This window comes from Streptomyces griseus (assembly GCF_900460065.1).
Classification (GTDB): domain Bacteria; phylum Actinomycetota; class Actinomycetes; order Streptomycetales; family Streptomycetaceae; genus Streptomyces; species Streptomyces griseus.
Window position 1 is genome coordinate 102,192 of sequence record NZ_UAVD01000033.1, and the last position, 23,689, is coordinate 125,880.

At 72.7% G+C, this 23,689-nt stretch carries 11 protein-coding genes; 5 read left to right on the plus strand and 6 right to left on the minus strand.

Features of this window, described 5'->3' with window-relative positions:
- Positions 1–57 precede the first annotated feature (57 nt).
- The gene (locus DTB53_RS24870; RefSeq protein WP_012382153.1) at positions 58–10,956 is read left to right on the plus strand and encodes a non-ribosomal peptide synthetase; all 10,899 of its coding nucleotides are present in this window, start codon (positions 58–60) and stop codon (positions 10,954–10,956) included.
- Positions 10,957–10,961: 5 nt separating this feature from the next.
- Positions 10,962–12,662: an ABC transporter ATP-binding protein gene (locus DTB53_RS24875; RefSeq protein WP_012382154.1), complete on the plus strand. Its 1,701-nt coding sequence runs from the start codon at positions 10,962–10,964 to the stop codon at positions 12,660–12,662.
- A 51-nt stretch (positions 12,663–12,713) separates the two neighbouring features.
- Here the strand turns inward: DTB53_RS24875 and DTB53_RS24880 are convergent, their stop codons facing one another.
- From DTB53_RS24880 to DTB53_RS24890, 3 genes are all read right to left on the minus strand, one after another.
- On the minus strand, positions 12,714–13,823 hold the full coding sequence (locus tag DTB53_RS24880) for an alpha/beta hydrolase-fold protein (RefSeq protein WP_012382155.1): 1,110 nt from the start codon (positions 13,821–13,823) through the stop codon (positions 12,714–12,716).
- A gap of 112 nt (positions 13,824–13,935) precedes the next feature.
- Positions 13,936–14,463 carry a DinB family protein gene (locus DTB53_RS24885; RefSeq protein ID WP_042497784.1) on the minus strand — a complete coding sequence of 176 codons (528 nt, stop codon included), beginning with the start codon at positions 14,461–14,463 and terminating at the stop codon, positions 13,936–13,938.
- Positions 14,464–14,561: 98 nt separating this feature from the next.
- On the minus strand, positions 14,562–14,984 hold the full coding sequence (locus tag DTB53_RS24890) for a MarR family winged helix-turn-helix transcriptional regulator (protein ID WP_012382157.1): 423 nt from the start codon (positions 14,982–14,984) through the stop codon (positions 14,562–14,564).
- 214 nt (positions 14,985–15,198) lie between these two features.
- On the opposite strand from DTB53_RS24890, the gene eno reads away from it, so the two are divergent.
- Entirely contained in the window at positions 15,199–16,503 is a 1,305-nt protein-coding gene (gene eno, locus DTB53_RS24895) for a phosphopyruvate hydratase (RefSeq protein ID WP_012382158.1), read from the plus strand.
- 174 nt (positions 16,504–16,677) lie between these two features.
- On the opposite strand, the gene DTB53_RS24900 is transcribed toward eno, so the two are convergent.
- Positions 16,678–18,867: a discoidin domain-containing protein gene (locus DTB53_RS24900; protein WP_012382159.1), complete on the minus strand. Its 2,190-nt coding sequence runs from the start codon at positions 18,865–18,867 to the stop codon at positions 16,678–16,680.
- A gap of 348 nt (positions 18,868–19,215) precedes the next feature.
- Here DTB53_RS24900 and DTB53_RS24905 point away from each other — a divergent pair, with 348 nt between their 5' ends.
- Entirely contained in the window at positions 19,216–20,952 is a 1,737-nt protein-coding gene (locus DTB53_RS24905) for a discoidin domain-containing protein (RefSeq protein WP_003971041.1), read from the plus strand.
- Between the two features lie 92 nt (positions 20,953–21,044).
- Here the strand turns inward: DTB53_RS24905 and DTB53_RS24910 are convergent, their stop codons facing one another.
- Entirely contained in the window at positions 21,045–21,998 is a 954-nt protein-coding gene (locus DTB53_RS24910; protein WP_012382160.1) for a DUF3048 domain-containing protein, read from the minus strand.
- Positions 21,999–22,310: 312 nt separating this feature from the next.
- Between DTB53_RS24910 and DTB53_RS24915 the strand changes: the two genes are divergently transcribed.
- Entirely contained in the window at positions 22,311–22,754 is a 444-nt protein-coding gene (locus tag DTB53_RS24915; protein WP_012382161.1) for a hypothetical protein, read from the plus strand.
- Between the two features lie 34 nt (positions 22,755–22,788).
- On the opposite strand, the gene DTB53_RS24920 is transcribed toward DTB53_RS24915, so the two are convergent.
- Complete coding sequence (locus tag DTB53_RS24920; RefSeq protein WP_012382162.1) at positions 22,789–23,337, minus strand: hypothetical protein; 549 nt, start codon at positions 23,335–23,337, stop codon at positions 22,789–22,791.
- Positions 23,338–23,689: the final 352 nt, after the last annotated feature.

Here is a 23,689-nt window from a genome sequence, read left to right on the forward strand (position 1 = left end):
GCATTCCGGCCGGGAGCCGGGTCGATTCGCATACCGCGGAAGGGTGCTGAGACTTCGATGTCCGAACCGAACGGTTCTCGCCTGGAACTTTCCCCCACCCGGCTGGCCGCCGTACGCCGAAGGCTCGGCGACTACAGCGACCCGACCATCGTCGAAGCGTGCACCGTCGCCCTCGCGTACTGGGCGGCCGGCATCGCCCCGGACGACCTGGAGCTGACACCCGCCACGCCCTTTCCCGACGTCCTCGAACGGATCCACCACAGGACCGGTCCGAGGAGCGGCGGGCCCGCGGACACCGCGGGTCCGGCGGTCGTCCTGCCGGCCGGGGCCGACCCGGCCGGCGCCCAGCGGGCCCTCGACGACCTGGCCGACTTCCCCGACCGGCCCCTCGGCACCATAGGCCCGTCGGACCCCCGTGCCCGGGCCGAGGAACTGGCCCGCTGGAACGACACCCGGGCCGACCGGGTCCGACCGACCGTCATGGAGATGTTCCGCGAACAGGCGCGCCTGCGGCCCGACGCCGTCGCCGTCGTCGACGAGCACCGAACGCTGACCTACCGCGAAGCGGCCCGGCTGTCCGCCCAGTTGGCGCACCATCTCATCGAACGGGGCCTGAGCGCCGAACAGGTCGTCGGCATCTCCCTCGGCCGATCCGCCGAGATGGTCGTCGGCCTCCTCGCCGTGCTCCAGGCCCGGGGCGCGTTCGTGCCCCTCGACCCCCAGTGGCCCGCGACCCGCAGGAGCGTCGTCGTCGAGGACGCCCGGGCCGTGCTGCAGCTCAACTCCACCGGCAAGGCCGAAGCGGGGGAGCCGGACGCCGTCCGCGTCGACCTCGGCGACTGGACGTACGGGGCCCACCCCGGGGACGCGCCCGAGGTGAGCGTCCCCGGGGCCTCCCTGGCCTACGTGATCTTCACGTCCGGCTCCACCGGGCGGCCCAAGGGCGCCATGATCCGGCACGAGGCGATCAGCGAACGCCTGTTGTGGCAGTCCGCCGAGATCCTGCACTTCGGCCATGACGACGCGTCGCTGTTCAAGGCCCCGCTCTCCTTCGACATCTCCGTCAACGAGATCTTCCTGCCCCTCGTCACCGGCGGCAGGCTCGTGGTCCTGCGCCCCGGCGGCGAACGCGACCCGCACCACCTGCTCTCCGTCATCGCCGAGCAGCGCGTCACCTTCACCTACCTGGTCTCGTCCATGCTGGACGTCCTCCTGGAGATCGCGGGCGACTCCGGCCGCCTCGACTGCCTGCGGCACGTGTGGTGCGGCGGCGAGGTGCTCACCCCCGAGCTGTACGAGCGGTTCCGCGACCGCCTCGGCATCCCCCTCTACCACGGCTACGGCCCCGCGGAGACGACCATCGGCGTCTCCCACGTCATCTACCGGGGGGTCGCGACACGCCTGTCGACCTCCATCGGCAGGGCCAACCCCAACACCCAGCTGTACGTGCTCGACGACGAACTGCGGCCCGTGCCGGTCGGCGTCGGCGGCGAGCTGTACGCGGGCGGATTCCTCCTGGGCCGCGGATACGTGAACGCGCCGGGCCTCACCGCCTCCCGTTTCGTCGCCAACCCCTTCGCGTCGGACGGTTCCCGGCTGTACCGGACGGGCGACCTGGCCCGCTACGCCCCGGACGGTTCGCTGGACTTCCTGGGCCGCGCCGACAACCAGGTCAAGATCCGCGGCATGCGGCTGGAGCTGGAGGACGTCGAGGCCTCCCTCGCCGAACACCCCGGCGTACGGCACACCTGTGTCGTCGCGAGGAAGAACTCGGTGGGCGGCACCTACCTGATCGGATACGTCATCCCGTCCGGCGGCCACCAGGACCTGAGCGCGGACGACGTCAAGGCGTGGGCCGCGGAGGCCATGGTCGAGTACATGGTGCCGGCCCACCTCGTCGTACTGACGGAGTTCCCGCTCACCGCGAACGGCAAGATCGACCGGAGGGCGCTGCCGGAACCCGCCGTCGGCACCGGGGCCTTCGTGGCGCCCGCCACCGAGAACGAGCGCCTGGTCCGTGAGGCGGTCGCCCAGGTGCTGCGGCTGGACAGCGTCGGCGCGGACGACGACTTCTTCCAGCTCGGCGGAGACAGCATCCTGGCGATCTCCCTCCTCAGCGCCCTGCGCGAGGCCGGCCTCCATGTGAGCGCGCGACAGATCTTCACCCACACCGTCGTCGGCGCGCTGGCGGCGGTGGCGAGCGCCGAGTCCGTCGCCGCCGTCGACCACGGGGACGTCGCGACCGGCACCGTCGTCGGTTCGCCCATCGTGCAGTGGCTGGGCCGGACCACCGACGCGATCGACGGCTTCGTCCAGTCGGTCGTCCTCAACACCCCGGCGGAGCTGACCGCCGACGCCCTCGACACCATGCTCACCGCCGTGCTCACCCGGCACGACATGCTCCGTGCCAAGCTGGTCCGCGGCGAACGCTGGGGCTTCGACATCCCGCCGGCCGGGAAGACACCGCCCTGCTGGGAGGAGAGCGACGCCCCGCCGACGGAGTGCGTCGCCCTGGCCACCGAAGCGCTCGACCCGGACAACGGCGTCATGCTCCGCGCCGTCTGGCGCCGCGCGGCACGCCAACTCGTGCTGGTCGCCCACCACGTGGTCATCGACGGGGTCTCCTGGCGCATCCTGATGGACGACCTGGCCACGGCCTGGCAGCAGCACTCCACCGGCGCACCCGTCGACCTGCCCCCGGTCGGCACATCGTTCCGGCGCTGGACCCAGCTGCTGGGCCGCACGTCCTTCGACACCGACCGCGCGCACTACGCCGCACCGCTGCCCGCCGCCGACGCGCCCATCGGCAGGCGTGCGCTCACGGCTGCCGACACCGTCGCACGGGAGCGGACCCGCACCGTCACCGTCGGCCCCCAGACCACCGCCGCGCTGCTGGGCGAGATCCCCGCGAAGTTCCACGCCGGGGTCAACGACGTCCTGCTGACCGCCCTCGCCGTCGCCCTCGCCCGCCTGCGCCGCGACCGGGGGCAGGACCAGACGTTCGCCCACATCGAGCTGGAAGGGCACGGCCGCGAGGGACAGTCCGTGGCGGCCGCCGCCGGATTCGATCCCGACCTGTCGCGCACCGTGGGGTGGTTCACCACCCTGTTCCCGGTGGTCGTGGATCCCGGACCGGCGCCCGACCCCACCGACCCCGCCTACCTGTCCGCCGCCCTCAAAGCGGTCAAGGAGGACCTCGCCCGCGTACCGAGCAACGGAGTCTCCTACGGCGCCCTGCGCCACCTGGCCGGGGACGGGCCGGTCGGCCCCGCGCCGCAGGTCCTCTTCAACTACCTGGGCCGCTTCGCCGCCGGGGCCTCCGACGACTGGCAACGCAGCACCTCCGAAGCGCAGTTGGGCGAGAGGCGCGACCCGTCGATGCGGCTGCCGCGCGCCCTGGAGTTCAACGCGATCGCCGAACCCGACGCGAGCGGCGCCTATGAACTGGTCACCACCATCTCCTGGCCCGACGGCCTCTTCACCGAGGAGGACATCACCGCACTCGGCGACCACTTCCACTCCGCCCTCACCTCGCTCGCCGCGCTCGACGACGGTGGCCACACGCCCAGCGACTTCCCGCTGGTGCCACTGACCCAGGCCGACGTCGACGCCCTCGACGGGCCGGCGCTCCACGACATCCTGCCGCTGACCCCGTTGCAGGAGGGCTTCTACTTCCACACCGTCTACGACGACGACGCCACGGGCGCCTACGTCGAGCAGCAGGTGCTGACCCTGGACGGCGACGTGGACGCCGACCGCCTCGCCGCGGCCGCCACCCGGCTCCTCGCCCTCTTCCCCAACCTGGCCGCCCGCTTCACGGCGCTCGCCGACGGCCGGGTCGTCTCCGTCGTCGAGACCGGCAGGACCGCGCCCTTCACCACCCTGGACCGCCCCGGACTCACCGACGAGGAGATCCGCGACCTCGCCGAACAGGACCGCAGGGCCGGGTTCGACCTCGCCGCCGGGCCACTGACGCGCTACACGCTCGTCCGCGCCGGAGACCGCCGCACCGTCCTGGTGCAGACCGTGCACCACATCATCGCCGACGGCTGGTCGGTGCCGCCGATGCTCCGCACCCTGCTCGCCGAGTACCACGCGCCGGGATCGGTGTACCCGATCGGCGGCTACCGCGACTACGTGGCTTGGCTCCGCGGACGCGACCAGGACGAGAGCGACCGCGTATGGCGTGAGGAACTCGCCCGACTGCCGGGTCCCTCCCTGGTCGCCGAGGGACACACCCCCTCCGAGCGGTTCGCCGACGTCTCGGCCGAACCCGCCGACGACATCGACGCCGCCGCACGTTCGGCCGGAACGTCCCTGAGCGTCGCCGTGCACAGCGCCTGGGCGGCGACCCTCGGGTCCATCCTGCACAGCAGGGACGTCGTCTTCGGCTCCACCGTCTCCGGACGGGACGCCGAGGTCCCCGGCATCCGCGACATGGTCGGCCTCCTCATCAACACCATTCCCGTGCGCGCCCGTTGGACCACGAACGACACGGCGTACGACCTGCTCGACGCCGTGAAGCGTCACCAGGGGGCGGTCCTGCCGCACCAGCACGTCTCCCTCGCCCGGATCAGCCGGCTGGTCGGCACGGGCCCGATCTTCGACACGCTGGTCGTCTTCGACATCGCGACCGACGTGGCCGCCCTGCGCCGCCCGGACGACACCCTCACCATCGCCGAGATCGTCAACGAGGGCGCTCCGCACTACCCGTTGACACTCGTCGTGGAGCGCGCTCCGGAGGGCCGAACGCGCTTCAACCTGATCCACGACGCCGGCCTCCTGCGCTCCGAGGGCGCCGAGGCGATCCTCGACACGTTCACCCGGAACCTCACCGGGCTGCTCGGGCGCCCGGACGACCCGGTCGACCTGCTGGTCGCCGCCCCCGGCAACGCCCCGGCGCACGAGGGATCGACGACCCTGGTCGAGCTGTTCGACGCCGCCGCGCTCGGGGACCCGACGGCCACCGCCGTCACCCAGTGCGCGCTGGACGGCACCACCCGCTCCCTCGACTACGGCGAACTCGCCCACGCCAAGGACGAACTGGCCGCCGTACTGCGCGCGGCCGGGGCCGGACCCGGGCACCGGGTCGCCGTCGCCGTCCCGCCGTCGCTGGAACAGGTCGTCGCCCTGCTCGCCGCGGTCACCGCCGGAAGCGCCTACGTACCGTTGGACCCCGCCTATCCGGACGAGCGACTGGAGTACGTCCTCGCCGACTCCGCCCCGCAGGTCGTCCTCGTGGACCCGGAGCAGCGGGCCCGCTTCACCCGGCTGCTGGACCGGGCGGGCGTGCGCGCCCGGGTGCTCGTCCAGGGCGACCAGCACCCCCTGGACACCGGCAGCCTCCCCGCCGTCGCTCCCGGGGACCCCGCCTACGTCATCTACACATCCGGCTCCACGGGGCGGCCCAAGGGAGTCGTCGTCCCGCACTCCGCGGTGACGACGCTGCTCGCCAACACGCGTGACGACGTGGAGTTCGGACCGCACGACGTCGGGGTCCAGTTCCACTCCTTCTCCTTCGACTTCGCCGTCTGGGAGCTGTGGGGCACCCTCGTGCACGGCGGCGAACTGCTGGTCCCCGACTACGCGCTGACCCGCTCGCCGGTCGACTTCCACCGGCTGGTCCGCGAACGCGGCGTGACCGTGCTCAACCAGACCCCGTCCGCCTTCCACCGGTTCATCGAGGCCGACCTGCACGCGGACGAGCCGGTCACGACGCTGCGCCGCGTCATCTTCGGCGGCGAGCCGCTCGACCTCGGCCGGCTCCGCGGCTGGGTGGAGCGGCACGGGACAAGCGCGCCCGAACTGGTCAACATGTACGGCATCACCGAGACCACCGTCCACGTCACCCACCGGGTCCTGACGGACGAGGACTTCACCCGGGGCGACGACGCGGGCCCCATCGGACGACCGGTCCCCGGCCTGACCGTCCATCTGCTCGACGACCGGCTGCGACCGGTGCCCCCGGGCCGGGTGGGCGCCATCTACGTCGCGGGCGGGCAACTCTCCCTCGGCTACCTCGGGCGCCCCGGACTCACCGCGGAGCGGTTCGTGGCCGACCCGTTCGCCTCCGACGGCTCCCGCATGTACCACACGGGCGACCTCGCCCGCCGCACGCTCGACGGCGAGCTGGAGTTCGTCGGGCGCGCCGACGACCAGGTGCAGCTGAAGGGCTTCCGGATCGAGCCGGGCGAAGTGGAGAGCGCGGTACGGGAGCTCGACGGCGTCGTCGACGCGGCCGTCACCGTGGCGGACGGCGGCGACCACCTGGTCGCCCACGTCGTCGGCGTCCCGCCCGCCGACCTCACCCGGCTGCTCGCCGCCAAGCTGCCCGCGCACATGGTGCCGGGCCTGGTGCTGCCGACAGACACCCTGCCGCTGACCGTCAACGGCAAACTGGACCGCGGGGCGCTGAGAGAGCGGGCCGCACAGCACGCCGATCGCCCGCGGGAGCTTCCGCGGCCCACCGACGGCTCCACACTCACCACCCTGACCGGCATCTTCGCCGAAACGCTCCCCGGCGCCACCGTGGACGCCGACACCGACTTCTTCGGCGCGGGCGGCGACAGCATCGTCGCCATCACCGTGATCAACCGGGCCCGGGCGCTCGGCCTGCGGATCACACCCCGGGACGTCTTCCTGCTCCGGACGCCCCGCGCCCTCGCCGGCCGGGTGGCCGACCACTCCCCGGCCGTGCCGACGCCGCCGTCCCGCCCTGCGGACGGACCCCTGCCGCCCACGCCGATCATCCTGCGCCGGCGGGAGCTGGGCGCACCGCTCTCCGGTTTCGCCCAGGCCAGGGCCGTGACGGTCGCCGCGGGCACCCGACTCGACGACATCCGGCGCGCGGCGAACGCCCTCGTGGCAGCGCACCCGGCCCTGCGTCTGCGGTTGCGCGTCGAGCACGGCGTGTGGGCCCTGCGCACCGAACCCGCCCGCGAGGCAGGCGTCGACACCCCGGACGCCTCCGACGCCGCCACCGCGGCGAACGAGGCCGCCGGGCGGCTCGACCCGGAGACCGGGGACGTCATCGCGTTCTCCTGGCTGGCGGCGCACCGCACCCTGGTCGTCACCGTCCACCACATCGCCGTGGACACGGTGTCCTGGCTGATCCTCCTGGACGACCTGGCCACCGCCCTGACCGGGGCGGCCCTGCCGGAGCCGACCACCCCCTACGCCGCCTACGCCGAAGCCCTCGCCGTACGGACCGCCGAACAGACCGACGACCTCGGCCACTGGATCACCGCCCTCCGGGCCCCGGCCCTGCTGGGCACCGTCCGCGGCCACCGTGAGCGGACGGCCGTCCTCCGGCCCGACGCGAGCGACCGGGTGACCCGCGACGCACCCGGCGCGCTCGGTCTCGGACTCACCGAGCTGCTGTGCGGAGCCCTGCGCACCGCGCTGACCCGCATCCAGACCGAACCCACCGACCTCGCCGTCGAACTGGAGCGGCACGGCCGGGTCCCGGCCGCCGAGCACCACGACTACTCCCGCACCGTCGGCTGGTTCACCTCCATCGCCCCCGTACGCCTCACCGCCCACACCGACCCCGTCGCCGCGGCGCGCGAGATCACCGAACGCCAGCCGGACGAGGACGGCCACGTCGCCTACGGCCGCCTCAGGTACCTCAACCCGCAGACCTCACCCCTGCTCACCGCCCAGCCGCAGGTCCTGTTCAACTACCTCGGCCGGGGCGGCGAGTCGGACGCCCTGCCGATCACCGTGGGCGACCGGAGCAGCCCCTACGCCGTCGAGGTCAACGCCTGGACCGATGCGGCCACCGGCCGCCTCCACGCGGCCTTCACCCTCGCCGACGGCATCCCGGACGCGATCACCGAGCACTGGCTCGCCGCACTCGAACAGATCGGGAACGCCTCCGGGACGGCCGAGCGCACCGCACCGGTCACCCCGCTCCAGCGGGGCCTGTTCTTCCAGGCCCAACTGGCCGGACCGGCGGGACACTACGTCGCCCAGAGCTACTTCGCCTTCGACCGGCGCCTGGACGCCGACGCGCTGGCCGAGGCGATGGCGTACGTCATCACCCGCCACCCCGTCGTCGGCGCCGGCTTCACCACGGACGACGACGGCAACCCGGTCCAGGTCCTCCGGGCCGGCCGGCGGGTCGCCGTCCGCACCGTCGAGCCGGCGACCGAGGCCGAGACCGAGGCCCTGCGCACCCGGGACCGCGAGCAGGGCTTCGACCCGGGCGAGCCGCCGCTCCTCCGGCTGACCGTCGTCAGGCTGCCCGACGGCCGCGACGGCCTGCTGCTCAGCTACCACCTGCTGCTCTGGGACGGCTGGTCCCGCGAGATCCTGCTGCGCGACCTGTTCGACGCGTACGAGGCGGTGGTGGCGGGCCGGCCGTGGGACACGACGCCGGCCGCGCCGGGCTTCGAGGAGTACGCCCGCGCGCTCGCCGCGAGGGACCCGGCGCCCTCCGAGCGCTTCTGGGCCGAGCACCTGGCGGGCCTGCCGGGACCGACGCTGCTCGCCGGACCGGCCCCGGACCTCACCGAGGAACTGCCGCGACCGCTCGTACGCACCCTGTCCGCCGAACTCTCCGAGCTGCTGCGCGAAGCGGCGCGGACCCGGGGCGTCACGCTGAACACGGTCCTGACCGGCGCCTTCGGCCTCCTCCTCGGCGCCCGAACCGGCCGCGGCGACGCCGTCTTCGGCGTGACCGTGTCGGGCCGCGAGGGCGAGGGGCACGGCGACATCGTCGGCGTCCTGCTGAACACCGTCCCCCTGTGGACCCGGGCCCGGCCCGACGACTCGGTCGACGCCTACCTCGCGTCCGTACAGGCTGCGCGGGTGGCGGCGATGGACCATGAGCACCTGGGGCTCGGCGAGATCCAGCGGGCCGGCGGGCACGACACCCTGTTCGACAACCTGTTCGTCCTCCAGAACTTCCTGGACCCGGAAGCGTTCGCCGAGATGAACGCCCGCCACGGCATCACCGAGGTCCGGGCCGACGACTCCACGCACTACCCCTACACCTGGGTCATCACCCCCGGCGACCGGCTCACGGTCAAGCTGGAGCACCGCCACGGCGACCCCGACGGCGCACACCGACTCCTGGAGGACTACCTGCGCGTCCTGGAGGACCTCGCGCGGGCCACCGGGCCGCTGGGCGCGCTGCGCGGCCTGGGCCCGGACCCCGAACCGGCCGTGCGCACCGAGGTCGGCACGGACACCGTCGTCGACCGATTCGACCTGGCGGCCGAGCGTGACCCGGGCCGTGTCGCGCTCGTCGCCGACGGCGCCACCATGACCTTCGCCGAACTCCGGGAGCGCAGCCGGGCCGTGGCGGGCGTCCTCGCCCGGCGCGGTATCGGACCCGAGACGACCGTGGGTCTGGCGATCCCGCGCTCCCTCGACTGGATCGCGGCCCTGTTCGCGGTGCTGCGCGTCGGGGCCGCCTACGTGCCGCTGGAACTGGACCACCCGGACGAGCGGATCGCCGCCATCGTCGAGGACGCCCGCCCCGAGGTGATCCTCACCGTGAGCGCGGTGTCGCCCCGGCTCGACGGCGAACTGATCGAACTGGACCGTCCGCTGCCGGAGGCCGAGCCGTACACCACGTTCGCGCCGGACGACCCGGACCGGCTGCGCCATCCCGCGTACACGATCTACACCTCCGGTTCGACCGGGAAGCCCAAGGGCGTGGTGACCGAGTACGCCGGCCTCACCAACATGCTGATCAACCATCAGCGACGGATCTTCGCGCCCGTCCTCGCCGAACACGGTCACCGGGTGTTCCGGATCGCGCACACCGTGTCCTTCGCGTTCGACATGTCGTGGGAGGAGCTGCTGTGGCTGGCCGACGGCCATGAAGTACACATCTGCGACGAGGAGTTGCGCCGTGACGCCCCCCGGCTGGTCGCGTACTGCGTCGAGCACGGCATCGACGTCGTCAACGTGACGCCGACCTACGCCCAGCAGTTGGTGGCGGAGGGGCTGCTGGACGACCCCGGGAGGCGGCCCGCACTGGTCCTGCTGGGCGGTGAGGCGGTCACCCCGACGCTGTGGCAACGGCTCGCGGAGACCGACGGCACGGTCGGCTACAACCTGTACGGGCCGACCGAGTACACCATCAACACCCTCGGCGTCGGCACCTTCGAATGCCAGGACCCGGTGGTCGGCGTGGCCATCGACAACACCGACGTGTACGTCCTGGACCCCTGGCTGCGTCCACTGCCCGCCGGAGTGCCCGGCGAACTGTACGTGGCCGGCGTCGGCATCGCCCGCGGCTACCTGGGCCGGAGCGCCCAGACCGCGCACCGCTTCGTCGCCTGTCCCTTCGGCCGCCCCGGGGAGCGCATGTACCGCACCGGGGACCTGGTGATCCGCCGGCCCGACGGGAACATCGCCTACCTCGGCCGCACCGACCAACAGGTCAAGATCCGCGGCCACCGGGTCGAACTCGGCGAGGTCGAGGCGGTGTTCGCGGCCCACCCGGCGGTCCGCTTCGTCGCGGCCGTCGCCCAGCCCGACCCGGGGGTGGACGGCGCCCACCGCCTGGCCGCCTATCTGGTCCTCGCCGACTCCGCGGACCTGGCGCGGGTCGCCGAGGAGGTGGGCGGCGGGCTGCCGGACTTCCTGCGCCCCACGCACTACGCCCGGGTGGACGGCATCCCGCTGACCGTGAACGGCAAGGCCGACACGAAGGCGCTGCCGGAGGCCAGGCCGCTGGGCGCGCTGACCACGGCGGGGGAGCGCGGCCCGGAGACCGGGACGGAGATCGCCGTCTGCGAGTTCTTCGCCGAGGCGCTCGACCTCGACGACGACGAGGTCAGCGCGGTCGGCGACTTCGTCTCCCTCGGCGGGCACTCCATGCTGGCGGTGCGGCTGATCGGACTCCTCCGACGCGAGTACGGTCCTGTCATCACCATCCGCGACCTGTTCACCCTGCGCACCCCGGAAGCCGTCGCCCGCCACCTCGATGAGAACTCCTGAAACCGATGAACACTCCTGACACCGAGAGCCCCCGCCCGGGGGCCGCCATCCTGCGGACGGCACTGCGCCGCAACGTCGGCGCCATGATCGCGGGCACCGTCCTCATGGGCCTGTACCAGGCGGCCGAGACCGCGTTCCCCATCGCTCTCGGACTGATCGTCGAGCACACGATGCAGGACCGCAGCCTCGGCTCGCTCGGCGTCTCGATCGGCTCGCTGGCCGTGATCATCACGACGGTGTCCCTGTCGTGGCGGTTCGGCATGCGCGTGCTGCAGAAGGCCAACACCACCGAGGCGCACCGCTGGCGGGTACAGGTGGCCGCGTGCGGACTCCAGCCGGTGGCCAGGGACGTGGACCTCAAATCCGGCGAGATCCTGACCATCGCCACCGAGGACGCCGACCAGACCGCGGACATCATCGAGGTGGTGCCCCTGCTGATCAGCTCCCTGGTCGCCGTCGCGGTCGCGGCGGTCGCCCTCGGTCTCGCGGACCTCCGGCTGGGCCTGCTGGTGATCGTGGGGACCGTCGCGATCCTGTCGGTCCTCGCCGTCATGTCCAAGCGGATCGGAGCCAGTACGCAGGAGCAGCAGGCCCGGGTGGCGCGGGCGGGCGCCAAGGTCGCCGACCTGATCGTCGGGCTGCGCCCGCTGCACGGCTTCGGCGGCAACCACGCAGCCTTCGGCTCCTACCGCAGGGTCAGCGCGGACGCCGAACGGCAGGCGATCACCGTCGCCCGGGTGAACGGCGTCTACGCCGGCACCGCGCTCGCGCTCAACGCGGTCCTCGCCGCGGCCGTCTCGCTGACGGCGGGCTGGCTGGCTTTCGAGGGCCGGATCACCATCGGAGAACTCGTCATGGCCGTGGGCCTCGCGCAGTTCATCATGGAACCGCTCAAGATGTTCTCGGAGATGCCCAAGTACGTGATGATCGCCCGCGCCTCGGCCGAGCGCATGGCCCTCGTGCTGACCGCGCCGCCCGTGACGGAACCGGGCGCCGAGCGCCCGCGGCCCGGCGGTGACCTGGAGGTCGACGACCTCCGCCACGGAACCCTTCGCGGGGTCCGATTCACGCTTCCGGCAGGGGAGTTCGTGGCGATCGCGGCGTACCAGCCGCGCGCGGCCGCCGATCTGGCCGCCGTCCTCGCGGTGAACGTCGCTCCCCACACGTACGAGGGGGCGGTGCGGGTCGGCGGCCGGGGGATCGCGGACCTGTCGATCGAGGCGGTCCGCGAGCATCTGCTGGTGAATCCCTACGACGGGGAGATCTTCGCCGGCACGCTCCGGACGAACATCGACCCGTCGGGCAGCGGCCGGAGCATCGAGGCGGCCGTCGAAGCCTCCATGCTCACCGATGTCGTCGCCCTCCACCGCGAGGGACTCGACTACGCGATCCGCGACCGGGGCGCGAACCTCTCCGGGGGGCAGCGGCAACGGCTCTCGCTGGCACGCGCGTTGGCCGCCGACACCGACGTGCTGGTGCTGCACGACCCGACGACGGCCGTCGACGCGGTGACCGAACAGCTCATCGCCCGCAACGTCGCGAAGCTGCGCAAGGGCCGGACCACCCTCGTGCTCACCAGCAGTCCGGCGCTCCTGGACGCCGCGGACCGGGTGCTCGTCCTCGACGAGGGGGTCATCACCGCCGAGGACACCCACCGCAATCTCCTGGCCGGCGACGAGGCCTACTGCCGGGCCGTGGCCAGGTGAACCACCGGGCGGTTCCCGGGGTGCGCGCCCGGCGCCCGCCCCGGGAACCTCTCAGCCCAGCGCCCAGGCGACGTCCCTGAGGAGGGCGTGCCGCCAGCCCGCCCGGTCGTGCCCGGACGCCGAACGGGACACCCGGACCGTGGCCCCGGCCCGTTCGGTCAGCTTCTCGGTCAGCTCGCAGTGCGGCAGCATCGCGTGCTCGTGCTCGCCCACGTCGAACGCGCACCGCAGCCCGGACAGGTCGACCCCCCGGCGCAGCCGCTCGGCGACGGCTCCGCCCGGGGCCCCGCCCAGCGGATCCGGCGACCCCTCCGCGCCGGGCGCCCACCAGAAGGACCCCGACTGGCAGGCGACCCGCGAGACCAGCTCCGGGAACTCCAGTGCCGCGTACAGGGCGCTCAGACCGCCGAGGCTCTGTCCGGCGACCACCAGCCGCTCCGGGTCGGCAGGTACGCCCGAGTCGGCGACCAGCGGCAGCAGTTCGTCCCGGACGGCCTCCCACAGCTCGGGGCGGCAGGCGAACTCGGTCCCGCGGTCCTTGGCCGGCAGGAACACGAGGGTCACCGGGGGCATGTCACCCGCGGCGACGGCCGCGTCGAAGGCGGTCACGGCCGGGTGCAGATGCAGCCAGTCGTCCCCGTCGAGCAGCAGGACCAGCGGACCGCCGCCGCCCGCCGGGTGGACGCGCACCGTCCGCCGTCCGCCGAGCCGGTCGCTGCTCCAGCGGATCCGGGCGCGGGGGAGCGGGAGCACGTCGTCCGCGCCGAGAGCGGGCCAGTGGGGCTGGGCGGGGGCGTCCGGAGTCGCGGCGACGGAACGGTCCGCTCCGGCGCCGACCGGGTTGAACGGGTCGGCGACGGCCGCGTCCCCGACGACGACGCGGTAGGTCACCCGGAGCCGCGCGGGCATCCGCACCTCGGCGTACCAGCAGTCCGTACCGTCCCAGCGGCGCAACGGGACGGGCGGCGACCAGCTCTCGAAGTCGAGCACGGGACCGCCGCCGCCCTCCGCCTCGGGACCACGCCACAGGAAGAGGGTCCGCCACCCGCCGTCGGCGGGGACCGAGACGGGCGTACGGGCCGCCGCCCAGAACGCGTCGCTGCCGGGGCGGCCCGGGAGGCCGAAGGCGGCGAACGGATTCTTCTCGGTCACCGGACCCATGGGCGTCTCCTTGCGAGAGAGGGGAAGGGGCGGGGCTGGACTCCCTTGATGAGGTGAGCCTAACCCAGCCGCTCCGTAGGGCTGTTGGCGATCCGGTCCCCGAAACCGCCGGTCAGGGGGAGGAGGCCGCGCGCACCATGCGCAGCTGGCCGATCTCCGCGACGTTCTTCATCAGCTCGGCGTTCACCCACGCTGCCAGGTGCGCCATGGTGTGGTCCGGCCCCTGGCCCCAGGGGGACGGGGCGGCGGCGTCGAGAACCGCGTCGTCGAGGCCGTCCAGCACCACCAGCCAGGACTCCCGGAGCTCGCGCAGCCAGCCGATCGCCCCCGCGGCGTCACCCGGCCACGCGACGTCCTCGCGGTCCCGGGGCGCGCGGCCCGAGGAGTGCTCGATCGTCGTGCTCCACCACCAGCCGATGTGCCAGCTGAGCCAGCCGATCGTCGGCACCGGAACGGGGTCGGGCTCCGTCTCGGCCCAGTCCGGCATCCACCGGCCGTCGGCCCGCCGCCGCACCGTCCAGCACAGGGGCGCCGGCTGCCAGAGGAAGTCCTCGGTGTCCAGCCGCTCCAGGTGGTACTCGAACAGCGACCAGGTCAGATCGAACTGGTGGCGGAGAAGGTCACATCGCGAAGCGTTCACCGGGCGACCCTGACACACCCGTACTCCCCCGACAACGCGCTTTTCCCGTGGTCCGGGTCCGCGAGGCCGGGCGTCGCCGAGCGGGCGGGTCGGAACACCTAGTACGCGGCGAGCCGTTCCATCAGGGCGGCGCCGCGCGCGAGCGTCCGCTGCTCGTCCTCGTCGAGTTCGAGGTCGATGGCCCGGGCGAGCCAGTCGGCGCGGCGGTCGCGCTCCGCCTCCAGCGCCGCCCGCCCCACGTCGGAGAGGTCGACGAGGGACTTCCGGCCGTCCGTCGGGTGCGCCCTGCGGACGACGAGGCCCTGTTCCATGAGGAGTCCGACCGCGCGGGCCATCGACTGGGGGCGCACACGCTGGTCCGCCGCGAGGTCGCTGGTGGTCATGGCCCCGTCCCGGTCGAGGACGCCCAGGACGGCGACCTGGCCGTGCGGGATCCGGTCCTCCTGCTTCACGCGCCGCGCGAGTCTGCCCATGGCGACGCGCAGGTCGGCGGCGACGGTCGCGGGTTCCGGGGTCGGCATAGGGCACTTTAACCCGTGATCGGCGGCGGCTTCCCACGGGTGCCCCGCGGAGCGGACCCGGTCAGCACAACTGGACAGCGAGGCTGAGCAGTCAATCTGCACAGCTCAACTGTACAGCTAGTCTGAACAGCCTTGCTGTAGAGTTCTGGGTGTCGCGGCGGGCGCCGGCGTTGTCGCAGAAGCGCCGCGGCGTGTGACTTCGGAAGGACCTCGCATGGCCCCCAAGGCAGTTGAGCCCACCGTCATCCAGTCCGTCACCGCCCGCCGGATCCTCGACAGCCGGGGCAACCCCACCGTCGAGGCCGACGTCCGCCTCGCCGACGGGTCCCTCGGCCGCGCCGCGGTTCCGTCCGGCGCGTCCACCGGCGCGCGGGAGGCCCTGGAACTGCGCGACGGCGACGCCGGGCAGTGGCACGGCAAGGGCGTCGACCGTGCGGTCGCCCACGTCAACGGGGAGATCGCCGCGGCTGTCGCCGGCCGCGACGCGGACGACCAGGCAGGCCTGGACGCCGCGCTCGTCGCGCTCGACGGCACACCCGACAAGTCCCGGCTCGGAGCCAACGCGATCCTGGGGGTCTCCCTAGCGGCAGCGAAGGCGGCCGCGGCCGCCCACCGCCGGCCGCTCTACCGCTACCTCGGCGGGGCCGACGCCCGCCTTCTCCCGCTGCCGATGATGAACATCGTCAACGGCGGCGCGCACGCCGACAATCCGCTGGACTTCCAGGAGTTCATGATCGCGCCGGTGGGCGCACGGACCTTCGCGGAAGCCGTCCGCATGGGCTCCGAGATCTTCCACACCCTGCGAGGCGACCTGCTCGCCGCCGGACACGCCACGGCCGTCGGCGACGAGGGCGGCTTCGCCCCCGCGCTGCGCACGGCGGAGGAAGCGCTCGACTTCGTGATGAGCGCCGTCGAGCGCAGTGGGTACCGACCCGGAGCGGACATCGGCCTGATCATGGACCCGGCCTCGTCGGAGTTCTTCCGGGACGGGGCCTACGCGTACGCGGGCGAGGGCGTACGCCGCACCCCCTCCGAACAGGTCGACTACCTGGTCGAGCTGATCGACGCGTACCCGATCGTCTCCGTCGAGGACCCGATGGCGGAGGACGACCTGGACGGCTGGCGCGAGCTGACCGCCCGGGTCGGGGGCCGCTGCCAGCTCACCGGTGACGACGTGTTCTGCACCGACGAGGAGCAGGTGCGCCAGGGGATCCGGACCGGCGTCGGCAACTCGGTCCTGGTGAAGGTCAACCAGATCGGCACCCTGACCGAAGCCCTCGCCACGGTCGCCACCGCCCGGCGTGCTGGCTGGAGCGCCGTCATGTCCCACCGCTCCGGCGAGACGGAGGACACCACGATCGCGGACCTGGCGGTCGCGACCGGCTGCGGCCAGATCAAGACCGGCTCGCTGTCCCGCTCCGACCGGACGGCCAAGTACAACCGGCTTCTGCGCATCGAGGAGGAGTTGGGCGGCTCGGCGCGGTACGCGGGCGGCGAGCTGCTGTCCCGCTCCCGGTAGCCGGACGGGAGGACCGCCGAGAGGATCCTCCCCGACCGGAACGGGCGGCCCCCGATGGACAGTCGCGTCCACCGGAGGCCGCCCTCCGTTCGCGGGGGTCGGGTCCGGGCCGCCGGACACCGGACCCGAACCCCCGCTCCCGGGTCACCGGGTCCGGGCCGAAAATGCCCTGGACTAGGGGAAATTGGTGACGGTCGAAGGGATCGTCGACGTTCCCGACGTCGGCGAGCCGATGTTGTTGATGACGTGCTGGTACTGGCCGTTGCCGCCGAGCGAGACGACGAGCAGGTTGTGGAACTTCACGCCGGGTTTCACCGGCGCCTTGAAGCCGTGTTCCTGCACGATGGTCGGGTCGACGTTGTAGTAGCAGTAGCTGCCCATGCCCCAGCCCTCGTGCTGTTCCACCGAGTCGTCGACGCGGTAGGCGGCGTAGCCCTTGGTCGCGCCGTTCTGGATGGCGGCCTGGTTCGGGGCGTCGTAGGCCTTCTCGTTCTGGAAGAAGATCGTGCGTCCGCGTTCGCCGTACCACTCCACGTCGTACTTGTTGAAGTGCTCGACGAACAGGCCGGTGGCCAGCACGTCGTCGCCGTTCACGCGGACGCCGTAGTCGGCCCGGTTGGTCTCCCAGCCCCAGCCCTCACCGTGGTCGGCACGCCAGACCCAGGTGTGGTCGATGATCGTGTCGTCGCTGTTGACGACGATGCTCGTGGTCGCCTTGCCGGGACCCGCGCCGCCGATCCGCACGAACACGTCCTGGAGCGAGGTCGGGTTCGCCGAGTGGTCGGCGGACGCGCCCTGCGGCCCGACCTCCAGCAGTGTCGGCGAGTTGACGGGGCCCGCGTCGATGAGGAATCCCGCGAGCTTCACCCCGTCGACGTCGGCGACCTTCATCGCCGTCACCCCGTTGTCCGGGATGATCGTGGCCAGGCCGAGACCGAGGACGACGGTGTTCGCCCGGTTCACGTTGATGGTCTGGTCGATGTGGTAGACCCCGGGCGTGAACAGCAGGTTGAGGCCCTGCGCCAGCGCGGCGTTGATCGTCGCGGCCGTGGCGCCCTGTTTGACGACGTAGAAGCGGTTCAGCGGGATGGACTCGCCCGGCTGGGTTCCGCCGTCCCACGAGACCCCCCGCGCGTTGACGCGCTTCGCGGGGACAAAGACCTTGTACTCGTTCCCGTCGAGGTAGAGGAACGGCTTCTCGCGGGAGATCGGGGTGGTGTCGAGCGTGGTGTACGGCGGGGTCGGGTAGCTCGCCGCGGGGGCGCCCTGGACGCCGGAGAACGTCATGTTCCACACGGCGTTGGTCCAGCCGCCGACCGAGCTGTCGCGGGTGTACCACTGCTGCTGGGAGTACGGGCCGACCGTCCCGTCGATCTTGGAGTCGGCGATGTAGCCGCCGCTGGCCCAGCCGTAGCCGTCGGGGGCGAGGTTCAGTCCGCCCTTGACGTGCATCCGGCGGAACGGGGCGGCCTGGGAGACTGCCCAGCGGTTGGTGCCGTTGACCGGGTTGAGGGTCAGGTTCTCCGCCGAGCGCCAGAAGTTCTGCGTCGCGTTCCCGTTGAACCAGCCCGCGTCGACCGTCACGTCACCGTTGAACGTGGTGGCGTTCGGGTTGAGGCCGAGCCCCGCGATCTGCGTGTAGAAGCCGATCTGCGCGTTGATGTTGTTGTACGTGCCCGGCTTGAAGAGGAGCGCGTGCCGGCCGCTGCCGAACTGGGCTTCCTCCTGCTGCTGGAAGATCTCGTCGACCTTGCCCTGGATGTTCGGCGTGGACGGGTCGAAGACATGGACGTTCGGGCCGAGGTCGCCGCCGCCCGGAATCTCCGGTCCGCCGCCGCCACGGGTGCCGAAGACCTTGAACTCCCAGAGCGAGTAGCCGTATCCGGTGGCCCGCTCGGTGCCCGTCAGCCGCACGTAGCGGGCGTCGCCGGAGACGGTGAGGGTCTCGTTGCCGCCCGCCGACGTGGTGGTGCTGTAGGCGGTCGTCCAGTCGTTGCCGTTGGTCGAGAGCTCGATGCGGTAGCTCTTGGCGTGCGCGGCCTCCCAGGCGAGTTCGACCCGGCTGAGCGTGGCCGGGGAACCGAGGTCGATCCGGATCCACTGGGGGTCGGCGAACGCGCTGGACCAGCGGGTCCCGCCGTTCCCGTCGACGGCGTTGCCCGCCGCGGTGCCGCCGTTCTCCTGGCTGGAGGCGGTCACCGTGCTGCCCTGGGAGAGCAGGACGGGTGCGGCCTGTGCCGGAGCCGCCTGCACGGCCGCGAGCAGTGTCGCGACCAGGGTGGTGATGACCGCGAGGGCCAGCGTGCGCCGTCGACGGGATGCGGCCAGGGGAGGCCGCGAGGGTCTGACGAGGGCAACGGACATGTCTGATCTCCTGAAAGGTCAGGTGGGCGGGGGTGGTTCAGCTACGGGCGCGCTCCCCAGAGAGGAGAGAGAGCGCTCTCTCGGTAGCCGAATGATTCTCCCGTGTTTCCGTCACGTCAAGAGTTGTGCACAGGAAAGCCGCGGTCGGGCTGTCGGCCCGCCGGACGTTTCATCTTCTGAAGGCGGTGCGGTAGTTGAGCGGCTGCGGCGTGGCCGGCCCGAGGGCGTCCTGTGGTCGGTCGAACCAACTCCGCCCCACGTCTTGACGGTTCGCCGGGGGCCCGTCAGTCTCCCCTCTGCGGGGGAGCGCTCTCTCGGCCTCATCCCCTCACAGCACAAGGAGTTCGCATGGAAGCCCGTGGAACACCACGGTCGCGCGGCGCCCTGGCGGTCATGGCCGTCGTGGCCCTCCTGTTCACCCTCTCGGTGGCCGTCGCCCCCGAACGCGCCGCCGCCGCGCCCGTTCTCGTCTCCCGGGGAAAGCCGGCCACCGCCTCCAGCACCGAAGGCCCCTTCGGCGCGGCGGCCGCCGTGGACGGCGACCCCGCCACCCGCTGGTCCAGCGGTTTCACCGACGACGAGTGGCTCCGCGTCGACCTGGGCGCGAGCACCTCGATCGGGCGTGTCGTACTCGACTGGGAGGCCGCGTACGCCAAGGGCTACCGCCTGGAGGTCTCCGGCAACGGAACCGACTGGACGACGATCCACTCCACCACGACCGGCGCCGGCGGCGTCGAGACCCTGACGGTCTCCGGAACCGGCCGCTACATCCGGATGCACGGCACCGAACGCGCCACCGCCTGGGGCTACTCACTCCACGAGTTCCAGGTCTACTCGGCCTCCGGCGGCACCGCCCCCGGCGACGGCGACGTCCTGCTGTCCTACGGGAAGACCGGCTCCGCCTCCACCTCCCAGCACGACGGCACCTGCTGGGAGTGCTCCCCGGACAAGGCGTTCGACCGCGACCCGGCCAGCCGCTGGGCCACCAGCCCCGAGGGCGGCTGGACCGACCAGGGGTGGATCGCGGTCGACCTCGGCGCCCGCGCCGAGATCAACCGGGTCGTCCTCCAGTGGGACCCGGCCCACGCCAGGGCCTACCGGATCGAGGTCTCCGACAACGGGACCGACTGGACGACCATCCACGAGACGGCGTCGGGCACGGGATTCAAGGAGACGCTCGACGTCAGCGGCACCGGCCGGCACGTACGCCTGTACGCCACCCAGCGCAGCGGTGAGTACGGCTACTCGCTCTGGGAGTTCCAGGTCTGGGGCACCGGCGGAGCGCCGGTCCCCGCGCCCCCGCTGCCCGCGGACCCCACGTACGACCGACTGGTCTTCAGCGACGAGTTCAACGGCCCCGCCGGCGCGGCGCCGGACCCGGCCAAGTGGGTTCCGGAGACCGGCACCGGACCCAACAACGAGCTGGAGTACTACACCGACAACAAGAACGCGGCCCAGGACGGCAACGGCAGCCTCGTCCTGGAGGCCCGCCGGGAGCCGACGCCCGGCTCCGCCTGCCCGCCCGACCCGCTGAGCGGCAGCACCACGTGCCAGTACACCTCGGCGCGGCTCAACACCTACGGGAAGTTCCAGTTCACCTACGGCCGGGTCGAGGCGCGCATCAAGGTCTCCGGCACGCAGGGGCTCTGGCCCGCGTTCTGGATGCTGGGCGCGGACTACTTCGACCAGGGGCGTCCGTGGCCCTACACGGGTGAGATCGACATCATGGAGCACGTCGGCAAGGAGCCGAACACCACCTACTCCACCCTGCACGCACCCGCGTACAACGGCGCGGCCGGGTACGGAGCACCGTACTCCCTGCCGGGCGGTGCGAACTTCGCCGACGACTTCCACACCTTCGCCGTGGACTGGAACAGCAAGGGCATGACGTTCCGCGTCGACGGCCAGGTCACGCACACGGTCGACAAGGAGCAGCTGGAGCGCACCCGCGGACCCTGGGTGTTCGACCACGACTTCTTCCTCATCCTCAACAACGCGGTCGGCGGTGACTGGCCCGGCCCGCCCGACGCCACCACGCGCTTCCCGCAGAAGATGAGCGTCGACTACATCAAGGTCTGGCAGTAGGGAGGTCGAGGTCCCGCGGGAGGACCGCGGGCCCCGGGCGTCCGGGCGGTGGGGGCGACCCCATGCCCGGACGCCCTTCCGCCGGCCGTCGCTCAGGCGCCCCCGCGCGGCGCGTACAGGATCCACAGCGGCCCTTCGGCGAGATCGACGCGCTGCCCGTCGGGGGTGGTGTACACCGTGTCCGCGTCGGTCGCGCTCCGCGTCCACCGGGCCTCGTACGCCCGGCCGTCCCGCAGGACGACCGCGTCCCCCGATCCCACGGTCTCGGTGAAAGGACTGGTGTTCCCGGACCGGTCACGGAAGTCCGAGGGCCGTACGGTCACGGACTGGACCACGACCGTCCCGGCTCCGAGCCGGTCGCCCTCGGTGGTGCGGGCGGGGGAGCCGTCCAGGGAGACGAGCCAGCGCTCGCGTTCGGCGGACCAGGTGAACGTCACCGACGCGGACGGGTAGCGAACCGTGCGGCTGCCCTCCCGCTCCCCGCCGGAGGGCGGCGCGCCGACCCTGAGCCCCAGCTCCCCGACGGCGTTCACCCCGGAGGCCTCGAACGGGATCCGCTGCGGGCGCAGATAGAGATTGTGCGGCGCGGGACGGTCCGGGCCCCGGAAGTACGCGCCCGGCGCCTTCGACGGCGGCACCGGGTCCAGCGGCGCCCGGTCGATGACCGGCAGCAGCCGGCTCTGGGCGCCGGAGAAGGCCAGGGCCGGCCGGTCGAACTGCCGCAGCAGTTCGAGATCGGTCTCCCGCGCGCTGCGCACCGGACCGATGACCGGTGGCAGGGCGGAGGAGTACACGGCGAGTATCCGGCTCAGGCCGGCCTCCACCTGCTCGACGTAGACGATGTCGGCCCGCTCCAGACCGGTGTGCGGCCGCGCGGGCGCCACATTGTCGATCTTCACGGCGAGTACGGCGGCCCGGCCACCGGACGGAGAGCTGCCGCGGGGCGTGGGGGACGTCCCGTCCCCGCCCGTGCACGCGGCGGTGACGGCCAGCAGGAGCGCGGTGAACAGCGCTGCGGCCGAGGTCCTGACTCCGGCTGCGGACATGGCGACCGCCCTTCCGGGGCGTCGGCCGGCGGTGTCGGCGCAACGCCGTCGTGCCGCGGCCCCTCCTCCATCATCACGCATCCGGCGTCGGCATGGTTGCGCGACCGCCGGTCCCGAGCGGAAACGGCCCCGAACGGCCCCGAACGACGGCGCAGCGCATCCGCGCCCCCGCACGGACCGGCCGACCCGGCCGGAAACGCCCCGTACCGTGCCCCTGATTCCGCTTCCGCGGGAGTGGTTCGCTCTCTACGGTTGCAGGAGCGACGGGCACTGCGCCCGGAACGGCACGACAGGTGCGGCGGAGGGGGTCCGGTGGAAGCGGAGTTGACGGCACTGGCGGCGTCGGGGGCGACCGCCTTCGTGGGGCTGATGGTGACGGAGGCCTGGACGCAGGCGCGCGGTCGGATGGCCCGGTTCCTGGCGCGGGGCGAGGACGTCGACGTCGTCGACGCGGAGCTGGAGGAGTCCCGCGAGGAACTGCTCGCGGCACGCCGCAACGGTGACGAGGACGGTGCCGCCGACGTCACCGCCGAGTGGCGGGTCAGGCTCCGCCGGGCCCTGCGGGACAACCCCGGGGCAGCGGAGGAGCTGCGCGGCCTGCTCGACGAGCTGGCTCCCGCGCACTCCGCCGGCACCACCGTCTCGGTCAACCACAACACGATCCACGACGGCACCTACAACGGACCCGTGATCATGGCCCATTCGATCCACGACGGCGTACACACACCGCCCGAGCAGGGCCCGGGCACCAGGTGACGGCACCGGGGGGCGTGCGGCGGGCCGGTCCCCCTCAGGCTCCCGCGGTGAGCTCCCCCCGGCACACCGGGCACCGTTCCCTGCCGTCCCAGGCGTCCCACCCGAAGGACGCGGGCGAGAAGGCCCGGTCCTTCAGTTCGCCCCGCACCGCCGTCCGGTAGGCCCACACCCTGTCGAGGTAGGGGTGGTACGCGTCGTGGAAGGCCTGCGAGGTGTGTGTGGCGCCCGTGCCCACGACGCGCTGGACGGCGCGCAGCTGCTGGAACATCGCCTGTCCGGCGCCCGCCACGTCGGCGGAGGCGTCGATGAAGAACCGCTCGCGGACCTCGTGGACGGCGGCTTCGTCGAACGCCGCACGGGCGGCCAGGTCCGGATCGACGGCCGGATCCTGCGCCTGGGCTATGCCGCGCAGCCGGGTGTGGCATCTCCCGACGGCTGCGATGAACTCGATGTACACCGCGCGCCGCCGCTCCTGGGCCCCGCGGTCCCTCTCGTGGCGTTGGCGCAGGCGGTCGGCGAGCAAGGTGCCCGATATGGCGAGGAAACCGCCGCTCACCGTCGCGACGAGCGTGCCCCAGTCCATGCTTCTTCCCCCCGGAGGCGATCACGGTCCCTGCGGCCCCGAATCTATCCCCGCCAGGGGCCCGGAAGCGGGCCTTCCGGGCCGCCCGGCGGAAGGTGGTGAGCACCGCGGGGCCCGCCGGCGTGACGAGGACGGAGTTCGTGGGGCCGACCCCGCCGGTGATTCGGAGCGGACACGTACAGCGGGGTGCAGCCCAGGGTGAAGGCTGCGCGGCCAGGGCCCGTTGCCTGAACGGCCGCATGGAGGACGCGGCGACCGCCGGGATCGCCCGGGTCCCGGTCGCGGCCGAGGGGCCGCGGCCGGTGACCGGACGGGGCGGGAGCGGTTGACCGTGCCGCTTCCCGCCCCGTCG